Below are 19519 nucleotides of genomic sequence, written 5' to 3' on the forward strand. Positions count from 1 at the left end.
TTAAAAAGAACAACCAGACGCTTGGGCCAGAAACATAAACGAGAGCGCTAATCAACTTCAGGGGTACGTCTAGTAGCCACCACGGAACAGCACGTTAGCAATTAGAATTTTCCCGATCCGTTTCAATGAAATTTCCCTATCTAAATATTCACAACTAGCTGAATATTAATATTTACAACAATTAACACGCATACATCAAAATTGCATTTAATACGCAACCTCTCCTTTTCTTATCAGTAGAACTAATAAAAGGATTGCAACTAATCTTTATTTGAAAAGCAAATTAAACAACTTAGACTATGAAAAGTACAGTTTTAAAACCTTTGGCATTTTTAGCATTCAGCTCCTTTACCCTCTTCAGTTGTGCCAGCTCCAACACTACCGCCATGGAAGACATGAGCCGGACAGAAACCTCAGCCATGGCCGGTATGGCAATGGATGAAGATGACAACCAGCTGAATGTGTTGGTAGTGGAGGAACAAGTGATGGTGCCCATTGCCACCTTGGCGCCTACCGCCCTGCTCATGGAGAACCCAGAAGACATCAATGACATGTTTGATGCCATTGATGACACCGAAAACTATACTGTGTTGGAACTGGCCAGGAAAAGCCCTAACCTCACCACCTTTGTGCAGCTGATAGAGCGGGCCAACCTAGCCGATGACCTGGAGCGGGTAGAAAAAGCCACGTTGTTTGCCCCCACCAATGAGGCGTTTGCCAAGCTGCCCAAAGAAAAACTGGAAATGTTACTCAGAAGCGACAACACGGCTTTGCTTTCCAGAATTTTGCAAGCCCACATTCTGGCATCAGAAGTATCTACCGCCAGGTTCAACAACAGCACCCGCATCAGCATGGGTGAAGACCGGTACATCCCCATCAGCACCAATAACCCAGGCAACACCATTTTTGTTGGCAGTGCCCAGATTGTTCGCAATGACGTGGAAGCCTCTAACGGTAGAATTCACGTGATTGACAGCGTGATCCTGCCAGATCAGGACGTGCGCGAAGGCAATGACATTAGATAACCTCCCTTCAATGGAAGAGAAGAAGTCTCCCTTTCTGAGAAAGGGAGACTTCTTTTTTTGGCAGCTTCTGTTTTGGGGCTGTTTTCAGAAAAACAGCCCCAAAACAGAAGCTGATTGCCTTTTACAGCTGTAACTGCTGGGCGTAAGAGGCCCCTATGGGAACTTCTGCCCCTTTAATGGTCACCTGGTGGCGCTCCACTTTCTCAATCTTGTCTTTGGCCACAATATACGACCGGTGCACCCTAATGAACCTGTCCGCCGGAAGCACGTCACAGAGTTCGGCAATGGTGAAGCGGGACAGCAGTTTCTTGTTTTCCAGCACAAACGTCACGTAATTCCCGGCCGCCTCCAGATACAAAATCTCGTCAAACAGCACCTTCACCTGCTCATAGCCGGTTTTTAAAAAAAGGTACTCTTTGACGGCTTGCGCCGAAGAAGGAGGGATCAGATGCGCCTGAGCCCTAAGTTTCAGAAGCTCCTGGGCTTTGTTGCAGGCTTTCACAAAACGGGCCAGGGAGAACGGCTTGAGCAGGTAATCAATGGCGTCCAGCTCAAAGCTGGTGACGGCGTGCTCAGAATAGGCGGTGGTGAAAATGACCTGCGGTTTTTTCTGGAGGCTGGCTACAAACTCCAGGCCGGTGATGTCAGGCATTTTAATGTCTAGAAACAGCACCTCTACCGGCTCCTGCTGCAGGTATTCCATGGCCTTGAAGGCATCTGTGAAACAGGCTTTCAGCTCCAGGAACGGCACCTTGCTGGCGTGGGAGCGCACCACCTCCAGCGCCATGGGTTCATCATCTACGGCAATGACTCTCATTCTTCTCGCTTGTTCTTCGGCCAAAGGCAGCCAAAAGGGGACTCAACTTTACAACTAATAACTCCTTTCCGTTTTGGGGCTGTTTTTCAGAAAACAGCCCCAAAACGGAAAGGAGAAAAGATAGGCAAAAACATTTAAAGTTAGAGGGAAACACCCTTTACTCACACATTACAGTTCCACCGTGAGGTGCACAAAAAATTCGCCCAAGGTTTCTCTGATCACCAGCTCATGTTTCTGCGGATACAGCAAAGCCAGCCGCTGCCTCACGTTCTCCAGCCCCACCCCAGATTTGTCTTTCTCGGGGTCCTGCTCCGGTTTCACATGGGTGCTGTTGTAGACATCAAAGTAGAGCTTGTTCTGCTCCAGGTGCAGGGTCACCCGTATCCAGGACTTCTCCTTCAGGCTGATGCCGTGCTTGAACGCATTCTCCACGAAGGGAATCAAGAGCATGGGCGCAATGAACTTCTCTGTGTACACCTCCTCAATCTGGGTCTGGATGGTGATGTCTGGGGAAGTAGACGTGCGCAATGACTGCAGTTCAATGTAGTTGCGCATGTAGTCAATCTCCCGGGAGAGCAGAATCTTTTGCTGGTTGTTCTCATGCAGCATGAACCGCATCATGTCGCCCAGCATCTGGATGCCCTGGGCGGTACGCTCGCTGTTTTCCTGCAGGGCGGTGCCGTAGAGGGTGTTGAGGGTGTTGAACAGAAAGTGCGGGTTGATCTGCGACCGCAGGAAGTCAAAGTTGGCATTGGATCTTCCCAACTCCTTCTGCAGCACATACACCTCCTCTTTGCCCTGCATCTGCCGTTTAAACAACACCCAGCAGACGGGGGTGGTGAGGAACAGGTGAAAGAACACATTGAACAAAGGCAGACCCAGGGCAAAATCCTTCTCATTGGTCAGCGTCATCAGCAAGATGGCCAACGGCAGAAAGGAGACCGCTAACAGCAGTACTGCCCGCCAGAGATACGCCAGGAACGGTTTTTTAGAGGGGAGTGCCTTCGGGATGAAGTAGTAGAAAGAGACGCCGTACAACAGAATGCCGGTGGGGGCTATAATCCCCCAACTGAGTAGAAATTCGCCTTCGGCATCAATAATCATCAGCAGGAACAGGCTCACCAGCCAGAGCACAAAGGCCGCCAACACGTCTCTGGTGAGGATCTGGTATTTTGCCTGAATGGTCTCTGAGTGCGACAGCAGGTAAACGCTGATGTACTTCAAGACCGTGTAGAACCCCAGAATCATCAGCAACCGGAACGCATAGCTGAAGCTCCCCTGGAAGAACGCCGCATAGGCGGCATCTTCCTCTACATAATGGTCAAACAGGTATTTCTTCAGATACGTGTCTGTGATGCCAAACAGGGTGCCGGTGGCCAGAAAGATCAGGATCAGGTAAAAACAGTTAAGCGCCACCCGCTCCTTAGCCACCAGTTTAGGCAGCACCTTAAAGTTGAGCAGCAGGAAGGCACCATACAGAAAGGTATACCTGATCAGGCTGGGGAAAATGAAATCTCCATAGTAGTTGAACGGAATGTGGGGGTCAAAAAAAAGCCCCTCATGCGCATTGACAATCCCGGAGAGCAGGAAGAACACTGAAAACGCGAAGATGGTGGTGGCAGCCCAAAACTCCACCTTCCCCTGAAAAGAGGGTTTAAACAACAATTCCTTCATTAGAATCAGATTTAAGACAATATTACTTCAACGGGGGCAGGGATCTCAGTAAATGTGATGAATGCCCCCTAAAATGTGATCAATGGGTTTCTTTACCCTTTCTTCCTCTGCAGGAAGCGTGGGTGTACTTTTCTGTTATGGGGCTGCCTTTCTCCAGAATCCTGGCACTCCCAAACAGGCTCACCCCGTAGCGGCCCCAGTGGCGCCCGCCTGCAGTGGTGATGACCAGAAGAATGGGACAAGGTTAGCCAATCCCAAAGCCGTTGAAAACTAAATGTGACCTATGCCGTGAAATTTGTGATAAAGGCGCGCTCTGTGGCAAAAGCTGGTATAAACGCAAACCAGGCTAGCACCCATGACACTGCTACCGCCACTTAGCAGCAGCTGCCCACAGAAAGAATAAGCGCCGCCGGCAGTCATTCCCATTTAAGGTAGAATGGCTAACCGGCAGCCCTCCTTTCAGAGGAGGGAACAAATGTGGGGGTTATAGAAGGCCGGCAGCTGGGGAAAGGGACGCAATATCAGTTCCCCGGAGCTATTGCCTCGTTCAGATGCCCCTTTTGGGGTTAAGAATTATCAGAAGTGAAGCGAAGTGACCGCGCAGACTTCACTTCCGTTTTCGGGCTGTTTTCATGAAAACAGCCCGAAAACGGAAAGGCTTTAAAGTTCATAGCCAGAGTTGCAAACTTTTAGAACAGTTTGTCTTTAGCCCATCCCTACCCGTCTGAGGAGGGGAATAATCTGCAAAAGTGGAAGGAAAAAAACCACCTCATAGGAGAGGAGGGTAAGCACGGGCACGCTGAAAAGATTGCCGCTTGAAGGCATTACCTCTGAGCCAGCAGCTGCCGCGCCCGCTCCTGTTCCTGCGGGGTGTTCACATTCAACAGCGCCTCCGGCTGCCCGGGCTGCAGAAGATGGATAGCAGAATTGATCAGGACTTTTCTGGGGCAGGTGTAGCCCTGGGCCAGAAAAGCCAGCAACTGCAAATAACTTTTCGGCTCCCAGATGGTGATGAGCGGCTCCGGGAAACGGTTCTGCGGGTTCTCAAAAGCCGTGGCTACCGCCGATGGGTTTCTCTCCTGCACCAGTTGCCACAGCGTGCGCTGGTCTACCAGCGGAAGGTCACACGCCACCACCAGCCACGCCGCCTCCGGCTGCTCCCTGAACGCCGATAGAATGGCCCCGTAAGGACCAAGGTCCAGAAAAGTGTCGGGCAGGGTTGGGTATTGGGCAGCCAATTCCGGTTGCTGCTCCGCCCGGCAGGAGATGAATACTTCGGCACAGAACTCCTGCATCATCTCTGCCAGATGGTACCGCTGCTCTTTCCCGTGCCACTGCAGCGCCCCTTTGTCCTGCCCCATGCGCACGCTCCTGCCCCCGGCCAGCACCAAGCCGTTCAGCACCGGCGCAGCCTGCCATAGTTGATGTTGAAAGAAGGAGACAATTTTTTCAGTTTCCTGCAGCCGGTACACCGGAATCTCCTGCCAGGCAGGAAGGACTTCCTGCAGGAACGGAAAAATCTCCTCGGCGCCCTCTGCCAGCAGGAACAGCTGCACGTGGGTGAGTTGGGAAAGTCTTTTCTGCAGAGAGGCCTCTTTGGCCGGATCTACCACCACCACCTGCGCCTTGGCCTGCTGGTGGTTGCCGTTCACCAAGACCAGGTCCATCTCTGAGAACCACTGCCGGAACTGGAACGGGTTCAGAGGCCGGTTCAGGGTAAACTGATGGTGCGTGATTTGATCTGTGTACTCCGCCACCGCGCCAGACGCCAGCCTACCCGGCAGTTGCGCTTGTTCCTCCCCGTGGGTATGCTGGGCATCAACGTACGCACATTTCACCTTGGGCGAAAGCGCGGCAATGATCTGGCCGGCCAAATCTTTAATGGCGCCGCAGTTGGTTCCCACTATCGCCCATTCGGCGCGGCCGAAGTTCCCGTAGTTGGGTCTGTTGATGGCGGCGTGTTTCTTATGCTCTGGTGAAGTCACGTTTGCCTCCCGTTTTTTGCATGAGTCTGGTTTCTTTGATCACAATGTCATGGCTCAGGGCTTTGCACATATCATACACCGTGAGCGCCGCCACGCTGGCTCCCACCAGCGCTTCCATCTCTACGCCGGTTTTGGCGGTGAGGCTGGCGGTGCAGTCAATCACCAGTTCCTGCGCCTGGTTCAGGTGTATCTGAATCTGGCAGTTGTCCAGCCCCAGCGGGTGGCACAGCGGAATCAGTTCGCTTGTTTTCTTGGCCCCCATTATGCCCGCAATGATCGCCGTCTGCAACACAGATCCTTTTTTGGTCTGAATATCATCCTGCGCAAACTTCTCCAGCACCTCAGCGGGCAGGGAGACAATGCTACGGGCGGTGGCGGTTCTGAGGGTCACCTGCTTCTGCCCCACATCTACCATGGTGGCCTGCCCCTTCTCATCTAAATGCGAAAAATCGCTCATGTGGTGTATGTCTTTCGCTGCGGTTTTTCCGCAAACTGTTTATCAAAGTTATCTCATTCTCCTTCTTTTATTTCATGAAAGGATCTTGGTAGCGAGCGGTAGTGGCCATCATGAAAAGCTACTCTAGTTCGCCCACAAGATCCTTTCAGGATGACAGGGAGGGAAGGAATTTTGTCCTACGTCTCTGTCTTTCTGTTTTCGGCCTACTTTTCTAAAAACAGCCCGAAAACAGAAATAAACTTACCATATTGTCTTAAACGGCCACACCCGCAGCACCTCGCCTTTCTCAAACCTGTCCCGCTCCTGCGGAAGCTCCAGAAACGCATCTGCCTCTACTAAATTAGAAAAATCACCCGAACCGTTTCCTTCCAACGGCGTCGCCAACAGCTGCCCCTGGTCAGAGTACTGGAGCCGCACCTGCAGGAAATACGTAAGGTCTGGAGGAAACCTGAAATCTGTGGCCAAGGCGGCAAATACCTCCTGCTTGGTTGGGAGGCCTACCGAAGCGTGCAGCCACGGCAGGAAATACCGGTTCAGACAGAGAAACGTGGAGACGGGATTTCCCGGCAGGGCAAACACCAAGGCTCCGTTCCCGTGCCTTCCAAACCAGAACGGCTTGCCCGGCTTCTGCCGCACCTTCTGGAACAGCTTCTGCACCTGCAGCTCCTCCAGCACCTGCGGCACGTAATCAAACTTGCCCATAGAGATGCCCCCGCTCAGCAGAATCACCTCATACTGAGCCAAGCAGCGCTGCAGTTGGTCTTTCGTGGTGGCCAGGTCATCGGGCAGGTGCAGCAGATCCGGTTCTACCTGATAGGCTTGGAGGGCGGCTTTGACCAGATAGCTGTTGGAACGCCTGATCTGGAAGGGCGCGGGCGTCTGGTGCACCTCCACCAGCTCATCACCCGTGGAAATCACCACCACTTTGGGCAGCTTTTTCACCGGCAGTTCCGTGGCGCCCACGGCGGCGGCCATGCCTACCAGCGCCGGAGTCACCAGCTGGTTGGCCAGCGCCACCACCTCATTCTGCTGTTTATCCTGCCCCTGCCGGTGCACGTTCTGCCCTTTCCTTACCTGCTCCACCAGCACCGTGGCCACGCCGTTCTCTATCTCCAGATCCTCGTACCGCACCACCGTGTCTACTGAAGCCGGCAGCGCGGCCCCGGTCATAATCTCCATGCAGGCGTTTTCCTGGGTGATCTCAAGGGGCGCATCGCCGGCGGCTTGGGTGCCCATAATCTGAAAGGTTCTGGTGCCCCTGGCGAAGTCGCAAAACCGGAAGGCAATGCCATCCATGGTGACGCGGTCATAGGGCGGCAGGGGACGGTCGGTACGCAGGTCCTGGGCCAGCACCCGCCCCAGCGCCTGCTCAAACGGCACCTGCTCTACGCCATACGCGCTCACCTGTTGTTGAATGATGTGCTCTGCGTCAGAAACTGTCACCATGGTTCATTTTTTATGTATCAGCACTGAGCAAAGGTAGAAAGTAGGTTTAGGAATTGCTTATATGGTAAGTTCTTTCTGTTTTCGGTCTGTTTTTTCAAAAATAGGCCGAAAACAGAAAATATGCTTGAATACTTAACGTGTCGATCTATAAAGTTAGGCATATCCTGTGCAAAATATTACCCACCCTCCGAGAAGGCAGGATCGTTAAGTTCTCACCACAGGTTTTTGCTCTTCCGGATTTAGAATCCGGAAGCGGGTAGTGAGGGGATTTGTAATCCCCGTTACTGCCCCTTGAACGGAAAAAAAGAGAATTACAAATCCGAAGAATACTCAGGTTCGGGATAGCAAATCCCGAACAGCGGAGCACTAACAAGCTCCCGCTGTTTTTGGCCTGTTTTAAGAAAAGTAGCCCTAAAACAGAAACTTTCAAGAACAACCTCAGCCGCCAATGGTAGCCATAGAGGCGTGCGGAAAGGCAGACATGGCTTTTTCGGCTTCCCAGCCGTCTTTCTCCTTCTGACTCACTGCTATTTGTAAAGCCTCTTGCAGTTGATTATCCGGAATTCCAGAGCGCATCAGATCACGTACATTCAGCACCGGGCCGCCGTACAGGCAGGTTTTCATATCACCCTGCGGCGTGAGCCTTAGGCGGTTGCAGGTGCCGCAGAACGAGCGGGTGTAGGCGGCAATAATGCCAATGGAGCCCTGGTGCCCCGGAATGTGGTAGTGATAGGCGGTGGAGTTGGCGGGGTCAGGTACTTTCTGCACCTCTGGGTACCGCTCCTGTATTGCTTCCAGAATCCTGAAATGATCCCACGCCAGGGTTGGCACAGCTTGGCCGCCTCCGTTGAACGGCATTTCCTCAATAAACCGCACGCTCACCGGCAAGTCTTTGGTCAGTTCCACCAACGGGAGAATATCCTGGGTGTTTTTGCCTTCCATCACCACGGCGTTGATCTTCACCTCCAGCTGGTGGTGCAGCAGCGCCTCTAAGGTTTCCAGTACGCGGGGCAGCTCATCGCGGCGGGTGATGGCAAAAAAACGGTCCCGGTCCAGCGTGTCCAGACTCAGGTTGATGGAGTTGATTCCCAGCTTCTTGAGCTCCGGCACCAGGGGGGCGGTGACCACCCCGTTGGTAGTGATGGAGACCTGCTGCAGGTGGGGCAGGGCCGTGAGTGACGCCAGAAACTGCAGCATGTCTTTGCGCACAAACGGTTCGCCGCCGGTAATGCGTATCTTTTCAATGCCCATCTGCACCAGCACCGAGCAGACCCGCAGCATCTCCTCATAGCTCATGAGCTCCCGCCTGCTCAGCCAGTCGTTGCCCTGCTCCGGCATGCAGTAGAAGCAACGCAGGTTGCAGCGGTCTGTCACGGCCAGCCGAAGGTAATTGATCTTTCTATGGTGGGAGTCAAACAGCACGCGCAGGTTCTCTGGTTATTGGTCAAAGCTAGGAAATTGCCGCCACTGGAAAACCTCTTCGCAAGGAAAATTCCTCCCGGTCACGGGCGGCATTGTGTACCCGTTTACTCAAAACGCGCAGCGGGGTTACTTTCTGCTAAAGAACCCGTCATAAAAAAACCACCTCGGCGGGTGGCTGATGATTGTATTCAACACGTTTGGCCTCAAACACTCGTCTGTTTTCGGCCCGTTTTCTTAAAAACAGGCCGAAAACAGAAAAGGCTACTCACTCTTCTTTGCGTTGAGAATAGCCCCGTAGAGAATTGGGCTAAAGAAACGGAGGTTCTCCAGGATGCAGGTCATGCTGAAAAACTTCTGCGGATCAATTTCCTCGGTCTCGGCCATGGCGTGGAGCACCGCGTCTAGCGCGGCCGTATAGTTGGTGTCAAATTCTTCTTCGGTCATTGGGCAAGCGGTGTCATGAGGCTTTGGGTAAGCGTGTCACAAGATAACACTTTGCCCGCCTCCATGATTCCTTCACTGGCGCATTTACTTAAATATTCGCTTCTGCCAACCGTTCCAGCGCAGGAATGGCAGAGGGTACTTCACCTAACTTTGCATAGTATTGGAGTGATTTGGAAGGAACCCACCTCTACCCTTCCCCAGAGGGGAATTATCAGCCAAAGTGGGAAAAAATATCTCCTCTGAGCAGGGGTGATCTCAGAGGAGCAGATAAATATACAGTTGGGGTCACTTATAACTTTTATCCCAGAAGGCTTACACATGGTAATGGAAAAGCGTGAGCTCAGATCTGGCCCCAAACCGGAACGGGAGCCGGGAGGTGCCAAAGCCTTTGGAGAGGTAGAGGTAAGGCGCCTTCTGGTTGTACCAACCCTGCACATAGTGGCCTGACTGGTCTGGCAACACGGGCACATAGCCCAGCAACTTTACCTGTCCGCCGTGGTTGTGGCCCGCAAAGATGTACCGGATGTTCAGTTGGTCTGCCTCGGTTCTGGTTTGGTTCAGGGCTTTGATGGTTTCTCTTGCCTTCTCCTGCTGCAGCGGACTGTGAATCAACAGCAAATGGTGTGTTTCATGGCCTATGCCTGCCACCGCATCGGGTAGATTGCCTTCTCCCTGCAGCAGATCATCCAGCCCCGTGACCGCCACCCTGGTTCCGACCAGGGTAAATACCTCTGTTTCATTGACCAGCAGCCGGCAGTTGTGCTGGGCATACACTTCCTTCAGGTGAGCTGTGCTGTCCTGAGCCAGATAATCATGGTTGCCCAGCACCGCCACTTTCTGAATGTCCCTTTCTATCAGCCCCAGAAAATTTTGGGCCACGGCGGCCTTGCCCGAAGAATCTAACGTGTCACCGGCAATGAGGAGGAGGTGGGGTTTCAGTTGGTTGATTCTATGCGCCAGCTTTTTGTAGTGCGGGTAGAGGCGGGTTTTCAAATGCAGATCAGTGACCAAAACCAGCCTCAGCTTTTTCTGGCTGCCCACGTTGCCAATGTCATAGGTCTTCAGGTCGAAGAAATATTTCTCCAGAAAAAGGGCCTTCAGCAGCACTCCGACCGCGCCCAGGGCCAACACCCCTGCTCCCCACTTGAGGTATCTTTTCTTCATTCCATCTTCGTTTTCGTTAGAACCTGCTTACGTACCAGAATTCTGCAGGTAGGGTTTGGCGGGGCTGAGTTTACCGCTTTCTTAGTTTCAGGTCTGATCTTTTCTGCTCATTTACGCGAACCGGTCCCTGCCGGGAGGGGAATCTGCCTAAGAGGAGAATTCCCCTCCTAGGGCGGGGGTGAGTACTCTGCTCAGAGAATTGCCAGCTAAGTTGAGAGACTTTCTGGTAAAGATCTGACCAAGGTGTAGTGTACGGCAAGGCTGGGAGTTCCCTCTGTTTTCGGCCTGTTTTCCTGAAAACAGGCCGAAAACAGAACTGATGTTTCAAGCCTTCTATTTAGGAGATAGCTTCTGGTTACCTCTTGCTTTTGAGCAACGCCACCACCGGCTTGAGCGCCGCAAAATTGATAGCCGCCCCGGCCACGCAGTAGAGGCAGACTTTCTTCTGCACAAAGGCCATTTTATACAGATACTGCGCCGCCCCAACGGCCTGCCCCGCCACCACACCCGCCAGTGCCCAATCCAGCAAGCGGGACTTCTTCTGAAACCGGATTCCCGCCGTGGCCAGCAACATGGTCATCACATACCCGCCCAGACTGATCACCCCGTCAGGCATGCCCAGCAGCACCGCGTCTTGGGAGGTGTTCACTTTCTTGGTGTCAAAGACCTTGCCCGGCAGATCAGGGAGCGACTGGAAATACCCCATCTGCAGCAGAGAGATCAGGCTGAAATCAGCAATACCGACGGCGGCCAGGGCGGCTACGGTGCGCCGCTGCTGCGCGGCTGGGCTTTGGTCTTCTCTGATGCGGTCAATGGCGGTGGACTGCTTTTCCATGGTTTCTGAGGTTTGGTACCCGTTCATGTACGGCGCACTCCCATGGCTGGATTCCTGCAACGGCACCACAACCTGATCACCTGCGCAGTTTTCTGAATCTCCGCGTTTCTCTTTCGTGTCAAGCGTCCCTGATTGACATCAACCGTACACTCCTGTTTTCGGCCTGTTTTCAAAAGAACAGCTCCAAACAGAAGCCTCTACAAATCAAACTTCAAGCTATGCTCTCCAGACGTGAAGCAGTTTAGAGCATGTTTAAATTTGTCTTTCGCGCTGCAAACGGGTATCAAAAGAACCTGACTTTGCCTTTTTCTCGCACCATAGCGCTGCTATGCTGCTCAAAAAACGCTTCGCCAGAACCTTTCGCTCCCCGTTTTCGCTTGCAAAATCAAAATTTAAACAAGCTCTTATTTTCATCGGCTCCAGCCGGTCAGCACCGGCTTTTGCTTCTTACTATTTTCTGTTTTAGGGCTTTTTTGGCCAAAACAGCCCTAAAACAGACGGGTGTATTAATCCGGCGTTTCTCAGTTTTACGGCAGCGCAGGCTTAAGCGGCAGCTCCTCAGCTAGCCAGAGGGATTTAACCATACCTCCGCCCTTTCCTCCCCTGATTGCTCCAGCACTACAAGATTTTCCCTATTTTTACTTCTCTTGATGCCCAAAGAGGGTGCCCCTGCCGGAAAGGCTGGAGCAACCAATCTCCTTCTGGGCGAGGAGAGCCCGCTAAGGCAGATCATGTACCGGGGTGATTTTCATCATTAGGGAGTCCCTCTTGCCTTAGGTAACTTTACCGCACCGCAACCTCGGTTTCAAAGCATTCAATTTATGGCTCGGCTCGGTTTCATATTGCTCCTGGTGCTCCACGCCCTTATTCACCTACTGGGCTTTGTTAAGGAATTCCATTTAACCACAAAGCACCTGCTAACGGGCAAAACCTCCGTTCCCCTGAGCCCGGCGCAGGCGAAGGCGTCGGGTATTGCCTGGCTCGTAGCCTGTCTGTTGTTTGCCATAGCAGCGCTTTTGTACCTCCTCAGGAAGGAAAGCTGGTGGCTGTGGTCTGCGGGGGCCATTCTGCTGTCACAGTGCCTGATCTTTCTATATTGGCAAGACGCCAAATATGGCACCCTCGCCAATGGTTTACTCCTGGTTGTGACGGTGGTGGCGTATGGGCAGTGGCAATTCAGCCAAATGGTGCAGGCAGAGAAAGGGCCGTTTATGACCGCTCCGGCTGAACCAGCCGATCCCCTTTCCCCCAACCAGGTCGCCCATCTTCCTGCCCCCGTCCAGAGATGGTTGCACCGGTCTAACGTGGTGGGGAAACAGCCCCTTCAGACGGCTTATCTGCAGCAGCAGGGGCAATTGCGCACCTCGCCAGACGGGGCCTGGATGCCGGTACAGGCAGAGCAGTTCTTCACCGTTGACACCCCGGGGTTCCTGTGGGTGGCCCAGGTTCAGGCGGCTCCCATGGTACACCTGGCCGGACGTGATAAATATTAACGCGGAAAAGGGCACATGCTCATTAAACTGCTCTCTCTGTACCCCGTGGCAGATGCCCAGGGCCCCGAGATAGACCAGGGCACCCTGCTCAGGTACCTGGCCGAAATGGTATGGTTCCCCTCTGCCGCCGTCAGCCCTTACCTAAGCTGGAAACCTGTGGATGATACACATGCCGCGGTAACCATGACCTATGCGGGAGTGACCGCAACCGGTACGTTCACGTATTCCCCGGCTGGAGATGTGACCCGGTTTGAAGCCTTGAGATACTATGACCGGCCTACCGGCCCCACGCTGGAAAAATGGGTGGTCACGGTGCCTGAAAACGGCTATCAGACCTTTCAGGGCATCCGGATTCCTGCCCACGCCGCCATCACCTGGAAACTTAAGACGGGTGACTTCCCCTGGTATCAGATTCAGATCACGGGGGCAGCGTTCAACAAAAACTGGCACCAGCAGCATCCATAGCACCGTTTCCCTTTTGAACACGCCCCCAGCCCCTAACCCATAGCTAAAAAATGATGATACCATTCCGAACCAACGTACCCGCCAAACCCAAAAATCCTGAGTACTTGAAAGATCTGGTATATGGCGCGGTAGACGGGGCCGTCACCACTTTTGCCGTGGTTTCCGGGGTGGCCGGGGCCAATCTTTCCCCGCAGATAGTGGTGGTACTGGGGCTGGCCAATCTGTTTGCAGACGGGTTCAGTATGGCCATCAGCAACTACCTGGGCACCAAAGCCGAACAGCAACAGCTCCTGAAACGGCAACAGGAGATCATGGTGGAGATTACGCAGCACCCAGACAGGGCGCGGGAACAGGTTATGCAGCTTTACGCCACCAAAGGGCTGCAAGGGTCAATGCTGGAGCAGGCCGTTCAGGTCATTACCGCCACCCCGGCCTTGTGGGCAGACGCGCTTCTACAGGACGCGCACGGGGGCGGCAGCCTCAAAACCTCTCCGCACAAGGCTGCTTTGGCCACCTTTGGGGCTTTTTTAGGCATAGGGGCGCTTCCGGTGCTTCCGTTTCTGGTGAATTACTTTTTTTCGGCGCCCCTCTCCCACCCCTTCTGGTGGAGCAGCGTGAGTACCGGGGTGGCTTTCTTTGGCATAGGCGCTCTCAAGAGCAGGTTTGTGAACAAGAAATGGGTTTGGTCAGGGTTAGAGACCCTTCTTTTGGGTGGGGCCGCCGCTTCGCTGGCTTACCTGGTGGGGACTCTGCTCAAAGGGATCTAGCCCAACTGGTGCCCACCCCGCAGTTTCTGTTTTAGGGCTGATTTTCAGAAAACAGTCCTAAAACAGAAACCGCCTTCGCACATCATTGGTGACCAACATCAGGTGGGGTATTGAGTTACATCATCCCTTTGTTTTACTTGTGAAAGGATCTTTGGGCATTTAAAACCTCACCTACTTCTGCCATCGCTATGAAAAACCAGCTTTCCCTTTCGTTCCTGGGTGCTGCCGGCACCGTGACCGGCTCCAAATACCTGCTTTCCGCTTGCGGCAAGAACATTCTCATTGACTGCGGACTCTACCAAGGCAAAAAAGAACTCAGGCTGTTGAACTGGGAGGAGCCGGATTTTCCCCCACAGGGGATAGATGTGGTGCTGCTCACCCACGCGCACCTGGACCATACCGGGTACCTGCCTAAACTGGTGCAACTGGGCTACCGCGGCGAGATCTGGGCAACTGCCCCCACCCTGGACGTGGCAGAGATCATTCTCAAAGACACCGCTAAAATACAGGAAGAAGAGGCCAAACAGGCCAACGAACAAGGGTATTCAAAGCACCACCCGGCGGTTCCCTTCTACGGGCTAAAAGACGTGGAGAAAACCATTAGGGCGTTCAGGATGAAACCGCAGGACAAATGGATTCCGCTGGGCGACCAACTGCGCTGCCGGTTCCGGTACAACGGCCACTTACTGGGGGCCTGCTTTCTGGAGCTGGACGTGGCGGGCAAGCGCCTGGTTTTCTCCAGTGATGTGGGCCGCCCCAAAGATGTACTGCTCTTTTCCCCCCACAAGCCAGAAAAAGCCGACATTCTCCTGCTGGAAAGCACCTATGGGGACCGGCTGCACCCCACAGAAAGCACCAAGGAGCGGCTCCGGGAAGTCATCACCAACACCCTGGCCAAGAAAGGCACCTTGCTCATTCCCAGTTTCGCGGTAGAGCGGGCCCAGGCATTGATGTACCTGCTCTGGCAACTGAAGATGGAGCATGCCCTGCCCTCTATCCCCGTCATCTTAGACACCCCCATGGGCGCCGATGTGCTCAAGGTGTTCTACCAGTCCCAGTCCTGGCACAAGCTCACCGCCCAGGACTGCCTGCAAATGTGTGAAGACATCAGGATTGTGACCTCTTTCAGGGAGACCTGGGAAATCATTGACCGGAAGGAGCCGAAGATTGTCATTGCCGGCAGTGGCATGCTCACCGGCGGCCGCATTCTCACCTACCTGACCCAGTACCTGGAAAACCCGGCTACCACCATTCTACTGGCGGGGTATCAGGCCGAAGGCACCCGGGGGCGGCAGTTGGAAGACGGTGCCAAAGAGCTCAAAATCTACGGCAAGACCTATGCCGTCAAAGCCGACGTGTGCAGCCTGGAGGGGTTGTCTGGCCATGCCGACCAGCAGGAGCTGCTGGATTGGCTAAGCGAGCTGCAGACCGCCCCAGAACAGATTTTCCTGGTACACGGCGAGCCTGATGCAGCAGCAGGCTTACAGAAGAAAATACGCGAAACCCTGGGGTGGGAGTGCGCTATTCCCCAGCGGAACGAGCAGTTCGTCACCACCCTTCCCCAACCAGTGGAGTAAGGGAAAACAGCCTGCCCGGCGTAACAGCCTAGAAGTAAAGGCGCTTCCCTCTTTTGGCTTGCCCCGGCCTGGGAGGCAGAGCCGCTATGCCTTTCAGCCATCTGGCAGCGTGTCATTTCTGCCCATTTACAAACGGCCGGGGGAGTCTGAGATAATTTTATGGGGTGGGCAATGCTTTTTTGCCCCTGGTTGCAGATCAACCCCAGCACAAGCGCCACCAGCTACACCTAAAAGCCGTTCCCTTGCAAGAGGAACGGCTTTTAGGTGTAGCTGGTGGCTGCGCTCAGTGAGGGTTTTAGAAGCGTTTACGGCTGGTTTTGGTCTGTTTGAAGCCTTTCTCCTTTTCCCGCTCCTTCCTGAACTGCTCAAACTCAGCGGGCGGAAGGGTGACGGTATAATCTAGCGCACTGATAATGGTGACATCCTCTTCAAAGTCATACACCACCGTTACCTCCAGGCGTTTGTTTTCATTGAGCACGTACTCCCCGTCTACCTTGTCATAGACGTTGAACTCGAAATCCCCTTCGGGCTGCTTGTTCTTGTCAGCGCGGGCGAGGCAGTCACCGGTAATCACCAGCGGCGTCTCCAGCTCCTCCTCATAGGCGTAATCCTGAAAATACCGCCCGTCTTTCTTGCTGGTGACGTACTGCACCGAGCTGATGTGAATTTCCACGTTTGCCAGCTTACTGCTCCGCTGCTGGGTAATGGCCTTGATGTTGCCTACTGCTTTCATAGTCTTTACATTCACCTCCTGCCAAAAGAGATTCTCCCGTAAAGGTAAGACGAAGCACACAGAAACCCACCCCCCCTCACGCCCACTGGCAAAAGTAATCCCCCTAGAAAAAGAACAGGTATCTGTTTTGGGGCTGCTTTTCTGAAAACAGCCCCAAAACAGATACCTGTTCTTCAAGGTTGGGGACAAAAGCCTATCATAAATTTAACATAATTTTCATGATATAGTCACTTTATTGATACCGCCCCCGGCGCTGCGAATCTTCCAGGAACAGCTGCAGGAAGATCTTCTGGTCAGTGATCACTGAGCGCTGCGTAGGGTAGGCTTCCAGCCTCCGGTTGGTCGTGTACCCAAAATGCTCATACCCCAGACTCACGTTCTTAAACAGCCTCACCGTGGCACGGGGCCGCACAATGCCAATGGAGTTGGAGCCCTCCAGCCCCTCAAACGTGTTCAGCCAATAGTGGTAGTAGACAAAGGCAAGCGAGGCGTAGCGGCCCAGGCTCAGGGTGCTTTCCAGCTTGCCGTGCAACCCGGTGGTGTAAACATAGTTCCTGAGGCCATTCTCATCTGGTGCAAAACGGGTACTGTTGCCCGCCAGCGGAATCACCCCCAGATGCAGGTTGTTGTACAGGTTCACCTGCTTGCTCAGCGGCAGACGCGTAAAAAGGCCTCCGCCAAAACCCAGGGCACCCAGATCAAAATTACGGGTGTTCCAGTAATCATAGTACTGAAAGAAACCAGTGAGCAGGTCCATTTTACCCAGTTTGCCGTTTCTGCCGAACAAAATGCCGTAGCCCGTGATGTTGTTGATCACCCCCGCGGTAGTGTCTTTGCCCCCAGCGCTCAGTTCCACCCGCAACCGGAACAGGTCAAAGGGTTTGCGCTTCTGCACTTCAAACGGATTGCCGTAGTCCAGCTGCGCGTTGAACATCACCTTGGTGTCACCGTCGCCGAAGACGTCATCCTGCTCCTGGTTCTGGCGGTGCACCCCGGCAAAGAACGTCAGGTTGATGGGTTCCTTCTCGTAGACCTCCCTGTTGGTTACCTGCCGGGTTTTGCCCTGCAGGAGGCGGTTCAGGCCGCGCATTGGGTTTACCAGCCCGGCAGCTACCTCCCGTATCATGCGCTCACGGCCGGTGGTGCGGTCATCTAGGATGTTGGAACTCAAGCGGTACAGGATTTCGCCCAGGGCGGCGCCGTTCAGCGGCGTATAGATCAGGTCATTGTAAGACGGCAGGGTGTTCTCGCCAAAGTACTCCCAGGTGAGGCTTCCGCCTACGGCGAAGGGCAGTGACTGCCAGTAAGTATAGCCTTGCGAACGGGCGGCGTTAAAGTAGAGGGTGCCCTGGTACGGATGGCCAATGAAGTTGATCCCAAATTCATCTGTGTCCCATTCCGGTTCGGTGCGCAGGTTGCGTTTCCAGGACTGGGTGCTCACGTAGCCGTAGTCTGCCTTGGCAATGAACCGGTTATAGCCCATAAAGACGGCATTGATGCCCACCACCTGCGCCACAGGTTTCCAGAGGGGCTGGCGCGGGTTGTACTCAGGGTCGTCATGGAGCAGGTCGCCGTATTTGTTGAACAGGGTGGTGTCCAGCAGAAAGGTGTTGGCGGGCTCCGTGCCGCCCACAGAGTCTCTGAACAGCCGTTTCTGCCGTTCTTTGATTCGCTTTAGCTGCTGCTCCCGGTTGCCCAAGCCAGGCTTGATGGAATCTGGGGCGGTAATCACCTGTGCCTGCAATAATACTGCTGACCAAAGGCAGAAAAACAGGGTGTAGAATAGTCTCATAGAAATGGGGTGTGGGGCAGGCAGAGTATGCCCCCCCGCCATGCGCCTGCATGCCCAGGAGGTGTCGCCTGTACCTACACGCGTTCTACGTATAAACACGGTAAAAGTGGCCGTAGCCCTTGCTGCCCCACCTAAACCCTTTAAATGCAGCTGGTTATTTTTCTGTTTTCGGGCTGTTTTCAGAAAAACAGCCCGAAAACAGAACCTGGTGCCCCCTTGGGTAAACCCGTTGCCTACAACCCTCTCCCCATTCCCACGTTTTTCAGAAACCACCTTCCGCCCGCCTATGCTCCGTTGGAAAGATGTAATTACGTTTGCCAAATACGGCAACCCGGAACCACCCCGCCGGGTGGAGAAGTCTGAAGAAGAATGGCAGCAGCACCTGACACCCGCCCAGTTCCAGATTCTTCGGCTCAAAGGCACTGAAGCCCCCTACCGCAACGCCTACTGCCGCTCCTACCACCCGGGGCGCTACGTCTGCGCCGCCTGCGGCAGCCTGCTGTTTCACGCTGCCACTAAGTACCACGCCATCTCCGGCTGGCCCAGTTTCACCCAACCCGCCAGCAAGGGTGCTATTAAATACCTCTTTGACAACAGCCACCGCATGCAGCGCATTGAGGTACAGTGTAATGTCTGTGACGGCCACCTGGGCCACGTGTTTCCAGACGGGCCGGAGCCATTTGGACTGCGGTACTGTATCAATTCTGAAAGTTTGGCGAGGATTGAGGAAACCGATGGATCTGTACAGGAGGCTTCTGCAAATAATTAAAGTTTTCCTTTTAGCCACTGATATTGCGTGGAACCTACACCAAGGGCCTGCTTTTACTAATTGCAGTAAACGACCTTCTTAGCAGCCGGTATTGCGCCTTACCTACCCCTCCAGGGAGGGGAATTTTATTTAGAGAGACGATTGGCGTGATGGAATACATCACATTCCACTTTCTCGCTCTTTAAGCTCCTTTCTCTCCGCTCTTCCGGATTTTCAATCCGGAAGCAGGTACTCCAGGGATTTGCAACCCCCGTCCCAGAGTATTTGCCCCGCAAAAGCCGCGGATTGCAAATCCGCCAGGTACTTAAGTTCGGGATCACAAATCCCGAACAGCACTGATGCTGAACCGTGAAGCAATGAACACCGCTACAAGCTCTGAAACTCGCTCTTTCCGCTCTTCCGGAGTTCTACCTCGCTCTTTCCGCTCTTCCGGAGTTCTACTCCGGAAACACCCGGCCGGGGAGTTCCACTCCCCTTCTTTTGCCCGTGGTTCCCGGCGGAGTGGAACTCCCCGGCAGGCGGGTTCGGGAGTAGAACTCCCGAACAGCACATTTATACTTACCTTCATACTTTCCTATAAGCCATACAAGTTTAATCTATAGCCTACCTACGGCGCGGAAGTTATTTCCTTGCCTAACGTGGTAAGTCCCAAAA

Annotated in this window: 15 protein-coding genes and 1 pseudogene; 5 read left to right on the forward strand and 11 right to left on the reverse strand. The window is 53.8% G+C overall.

The annotated features are described in order from the left end of the window. The first annotated feature begins 323 nt into the window (after window positions 1–323). Window positions 324–1025 carry a fasciclin domain-containing protein gene (locus FHS90_RS08920; protein ID WP_182512781.1) on the forward strand — a complete coding sequence of 234 codons (702 nt, stop codon included), beginning with the start codon at window positions 324–326 and terminating at the stop codon, window positions 1023–1025. A 121-nt stretch (window positions 1026–1146) separates the two neighbouring features. On the opposite strand, the gene FHS90_RS08925 is transcribed toward FHS90_RS08920, so the two are convergent. From FHS90_RS08925 to FHS90_RS08965, 9 genes are all read right to left on the reverse strand, one after another. Then, the gene (locus FHS90_RS08925; RefSeq protein ID WP_182512782.1) at window positions 1147–1842 is read right to left on the reverse strand and encodes a LytR/AlgR family response regulator transcription factor; all 696 of its coding nucleotides are present in this window, start codon (window positions 1840–1842) and stop codon (window positions 1147–1149) included. 168 nt (window positions 1843–2010) lie between these two features. Next, window positions 2011–3516 (reverse strand): sensor histidine kinase, encoded by a 1506-nt coding sequence (locus tag FHS90_RS08930; RefSeq protein ID WP_066838047.1) that lies wholly within the window; start codon window positions 3514–3516, stop codon window positions 2011–2013. Between the two features lie 824 nt (window positions 3517–4340). Further along, window positions 4341–5501: an NTP transferase domain-containing protein gene (locus FHS90_RS22605; protein ID WP_182512783.1), complete on the reverse strand. Its 1161-nt coding sequence runs from the start codon at window positions 5499–5501 to the stop codon at window positions 4341–4343. Continuing rightward, complete coding sequence (moaC, locus tag FHS90_RS08940; RefSeq protein WP_066838041.1) at window positions 5482–5958, reverse strand: cyclic pyranopterin monophosphate synthase MoaC; 477 nt, start codon at window positions 5956–5958, stop codon at window positions 5482–5484. Before moaC ends, FHS90_RS22605 begins: the two co-directional genes overlap by 20 nt. A gap of 240 nt (window positions 5959–6198) precedes the next feature. Next, window positions 6199–7404: a molybdopterin molybdotransferase MoeA gene (locus tag FHS90_RS08945; RefSeq protein ID WP_182512784.1), complete on the reverse strand. Its 1206-nt coding sequence runs from the start codon at window positions 7402–7404 to the stop codon at window positions 6199–6201. Between the two features lie 438 nt (window positions 7405–7842). After that, window positions 7843–8826: a GTP 3',8-cyclase MoaA gene (moaA, locus tag FHS90_RS08950; RefSeq protein ID WP_182512785.1), complete on the reverse strand. Its 984-nt coding sequence runs from the start codon at window positions 8824–8826 to the stop codon at window positions 7843–7845. Window positions 8827–9087: 261 nt separating this feature from the next. Continuing rightward, window positions 9088–9270: a hypothetical protein gene (locus FHS90_RS08955; protein WP_066838032.1), complete on the reverse strand. Its 183-nt coding sequence runs from the start codon at window positions 9268–9270 to the stop codon at window positions 9088–9090. Window positions 9271–9582: 312 nt separating this feature from the next. Then, window positions 9583–10434, reverse strand: coding sequence for a metallophosphoesterase (locus FHS90_RS08960; protein WP_182512786.1), 852 nt, complete (start codon window positions 10432–10434; stop codon window positions 9583–9585). A 355-nt stretch (window positions 10435–10789) separates the two neighbouring features. After that, a complete protein-coding gene (locus tag FHS90_RS08965) occupies window positions 10790–11269 on the reverse strand; it encodes a vitamin K epoxide reductase family protein (protein ID WP_182512787.1) in 480 nt (159 codons plus the stop codon). A 1184-nt stretch (window positions 11270–12453) separates the two neighbouring features. Between FHS90_RS08965 and FHS90_RS22740 the strand changes: the two are divergent. From FHS90_RS22740 to FHS90_RS08985, 3 genes and pseudogenes are all read left to right on the forward strand, one after another. Continuing rightward, window positions 12454–13227, forward strand: a pseudogene (locus FHS90_RS22740) (DUF6544 family protein). A gap of 50 nt (window positions 13228–13277) precedes the next feature. Next, on the forward strand, window positions 13278–13994 hold the full coding sequence (locus FHS90_RS08980; RefSeq protein ID WP_066836520.1) for a VIT1/CCC1 transporter family protein: 717 nt from the start codon (window positions 13278–13280) through the stop codon (window positions 13992–13994). 188 nt (window positions 13995–14182) lie between these two features. Then, window positions 14183–15571, forward strand: coding sequence for an MBL fold metallo-hydrolase RNA specificity domain-containing protein (locus FHS90_RS08985; protein ID WP_182512790.1), 1389 nt, complete (start codon window positions 14183–14185; stop codon window positions 15569–15571). Between the two features lie 295 nt (window positions 15572–15866). Here FHS90_RS08985 and FHS90_RS08990 read toward each other — a convergent pair whose 3' ends face one another. Both FHS90_RS08990 and FHS90_RS08995 read right to left on the reverse strand, forming a co-directional pair. Then, complete coding sequence (locus tag FHS90_RS08990; RefSeq protein WP_066836518.1) at window positions 15867–16304, reverse strand: hypothetical protein; 438 nt, start codon at window positions 16302–16304, stop codon at window positions 15867–15869. 232 nt (window positions 16305–16536) lie between these two features. After that, window positions 16537–18096 carry a DUF3943 domain-containing protein gene (locus FHS90_RS08995; RefSeq protein WP_182512791.1) on the reverse strand — a complete coding sequence of 520 codons (1560 nt, stop codon included), beginning with the start codon at window positions 18094–18096 and terminating at the stop codon, window positions 16537–16539. A 286-nt stretch (window positions 18097–18382) separates the two neighbouring features. Between FHS90_RS08995 and msrB the strand changes: the two genes are divergently transcribed. Next, window positions 18383–18865 (forward strand): peptide-methionine (R)-S-oxide reductase MsrB, encoded by a 483-nt coding sequence (gene msrB / locus FHS90_RS09000; protein ID WP_182512792.1) that lies wholly within the window; start codon window positions 18383–18385, stop codon window positions 18863–18865. Window positions 18866–19519: the final 654 nt, after the last annotated feature.

This window comes from Rufibacter ruber (genome assembly GCF_014138425.1).
Taxonomy (GTDB): Bacteria; Bacteroidota; Bacteroidia; order Cytophagales; family Hymenobacteraceae; genus Nibribacter; species Nibribacter ruber_C.

Bases quoted from the DNA above. Each gene is read 5' to 3' on its own strand.
- FHS90_RS08925 (WP_182512782.1), bottom strand. From the start codon at position 1,842: ATGAGAGTCATTGCCGTAGATGATGAACCCATGGCGCTGGAGGTGGTG.
- FHS90_RS08930 (WP_066838047.1), bottom strand. From the start codon at position 3,516: ATGAAGGAATTGTTGTTTAAACCCTCTTTTCAGGGGAAGGTGGAGTTT.
- moaC (WP_066838041.1), bottom strand. From the start codon at position 5,958: ATGAGCGATTTTTCGCATTTAGATGAGAAGGGGCAGGCCACCATGGTA.
- FHS90_RS08945 (WP_182512784.1), bottom strand. From the start codon at position 7,404: ATGGTGACAGTTTCTGACGCAGAGCACATCATTCAACAACAGGTGAGC.
- FHS90_RS08955 (WP_066838032.1), bottom strand. From the start codon at position 9,270: ATGACCGAAGAAGAATTTGACACCAACTATACGGCCGCGCTAGACGCG.
- FHS90_RS08960 (WP_182512786.1), bottom strand. From the start codon at position 10,434: ATGAAGAAAAGATACCTCAAGTGGGGAGCAGGGGTGTTGGCCCTGGGC.
- FHS90_RS08965 (WP_182512787.1), bottom strand. From the start codon at position 11,269: ATGGAAAAGCAGTCCACCGCCATTGACCGCATCAGAGAAGACCAAAGC.
- FHS90_RS08980 (WP_066836520.1), top strand. From the start codon at position 13,278: ATGATGATACCATTCCGAACCAACGTACCCGCCAAACCCAAAAATCCT.
- FHS90_RS08985 (WP_182512790.1), top strand. From the start codon at position 14,183: ATGAAAAACCAGCTTTCCCTTTCGTTCCTGGGTGCTGCCGGCACCGTG.
- FHS90_RS08990 (WP_066836518.1), bottom strand. From the start codon at position 16,304: ATGAAAGCAGTAGGCAACATCAAGGCCATTACCCAGCAGCGGAGCAGT.
- FHS90_RS08995 (WP_182512791.1), bottom strand. From the start codon at position 18,096: ATGAGACTATTCTACACCCTGTTTTTCTGCCTTTGGTCAGCAGTATTA.
- msrB (WP_182512792.1), top strand. From the start codon at position 18,383: ATGCTCCGTTGGAAAGATGTAATTACGTTTGCCAAATACGGCAACCCG.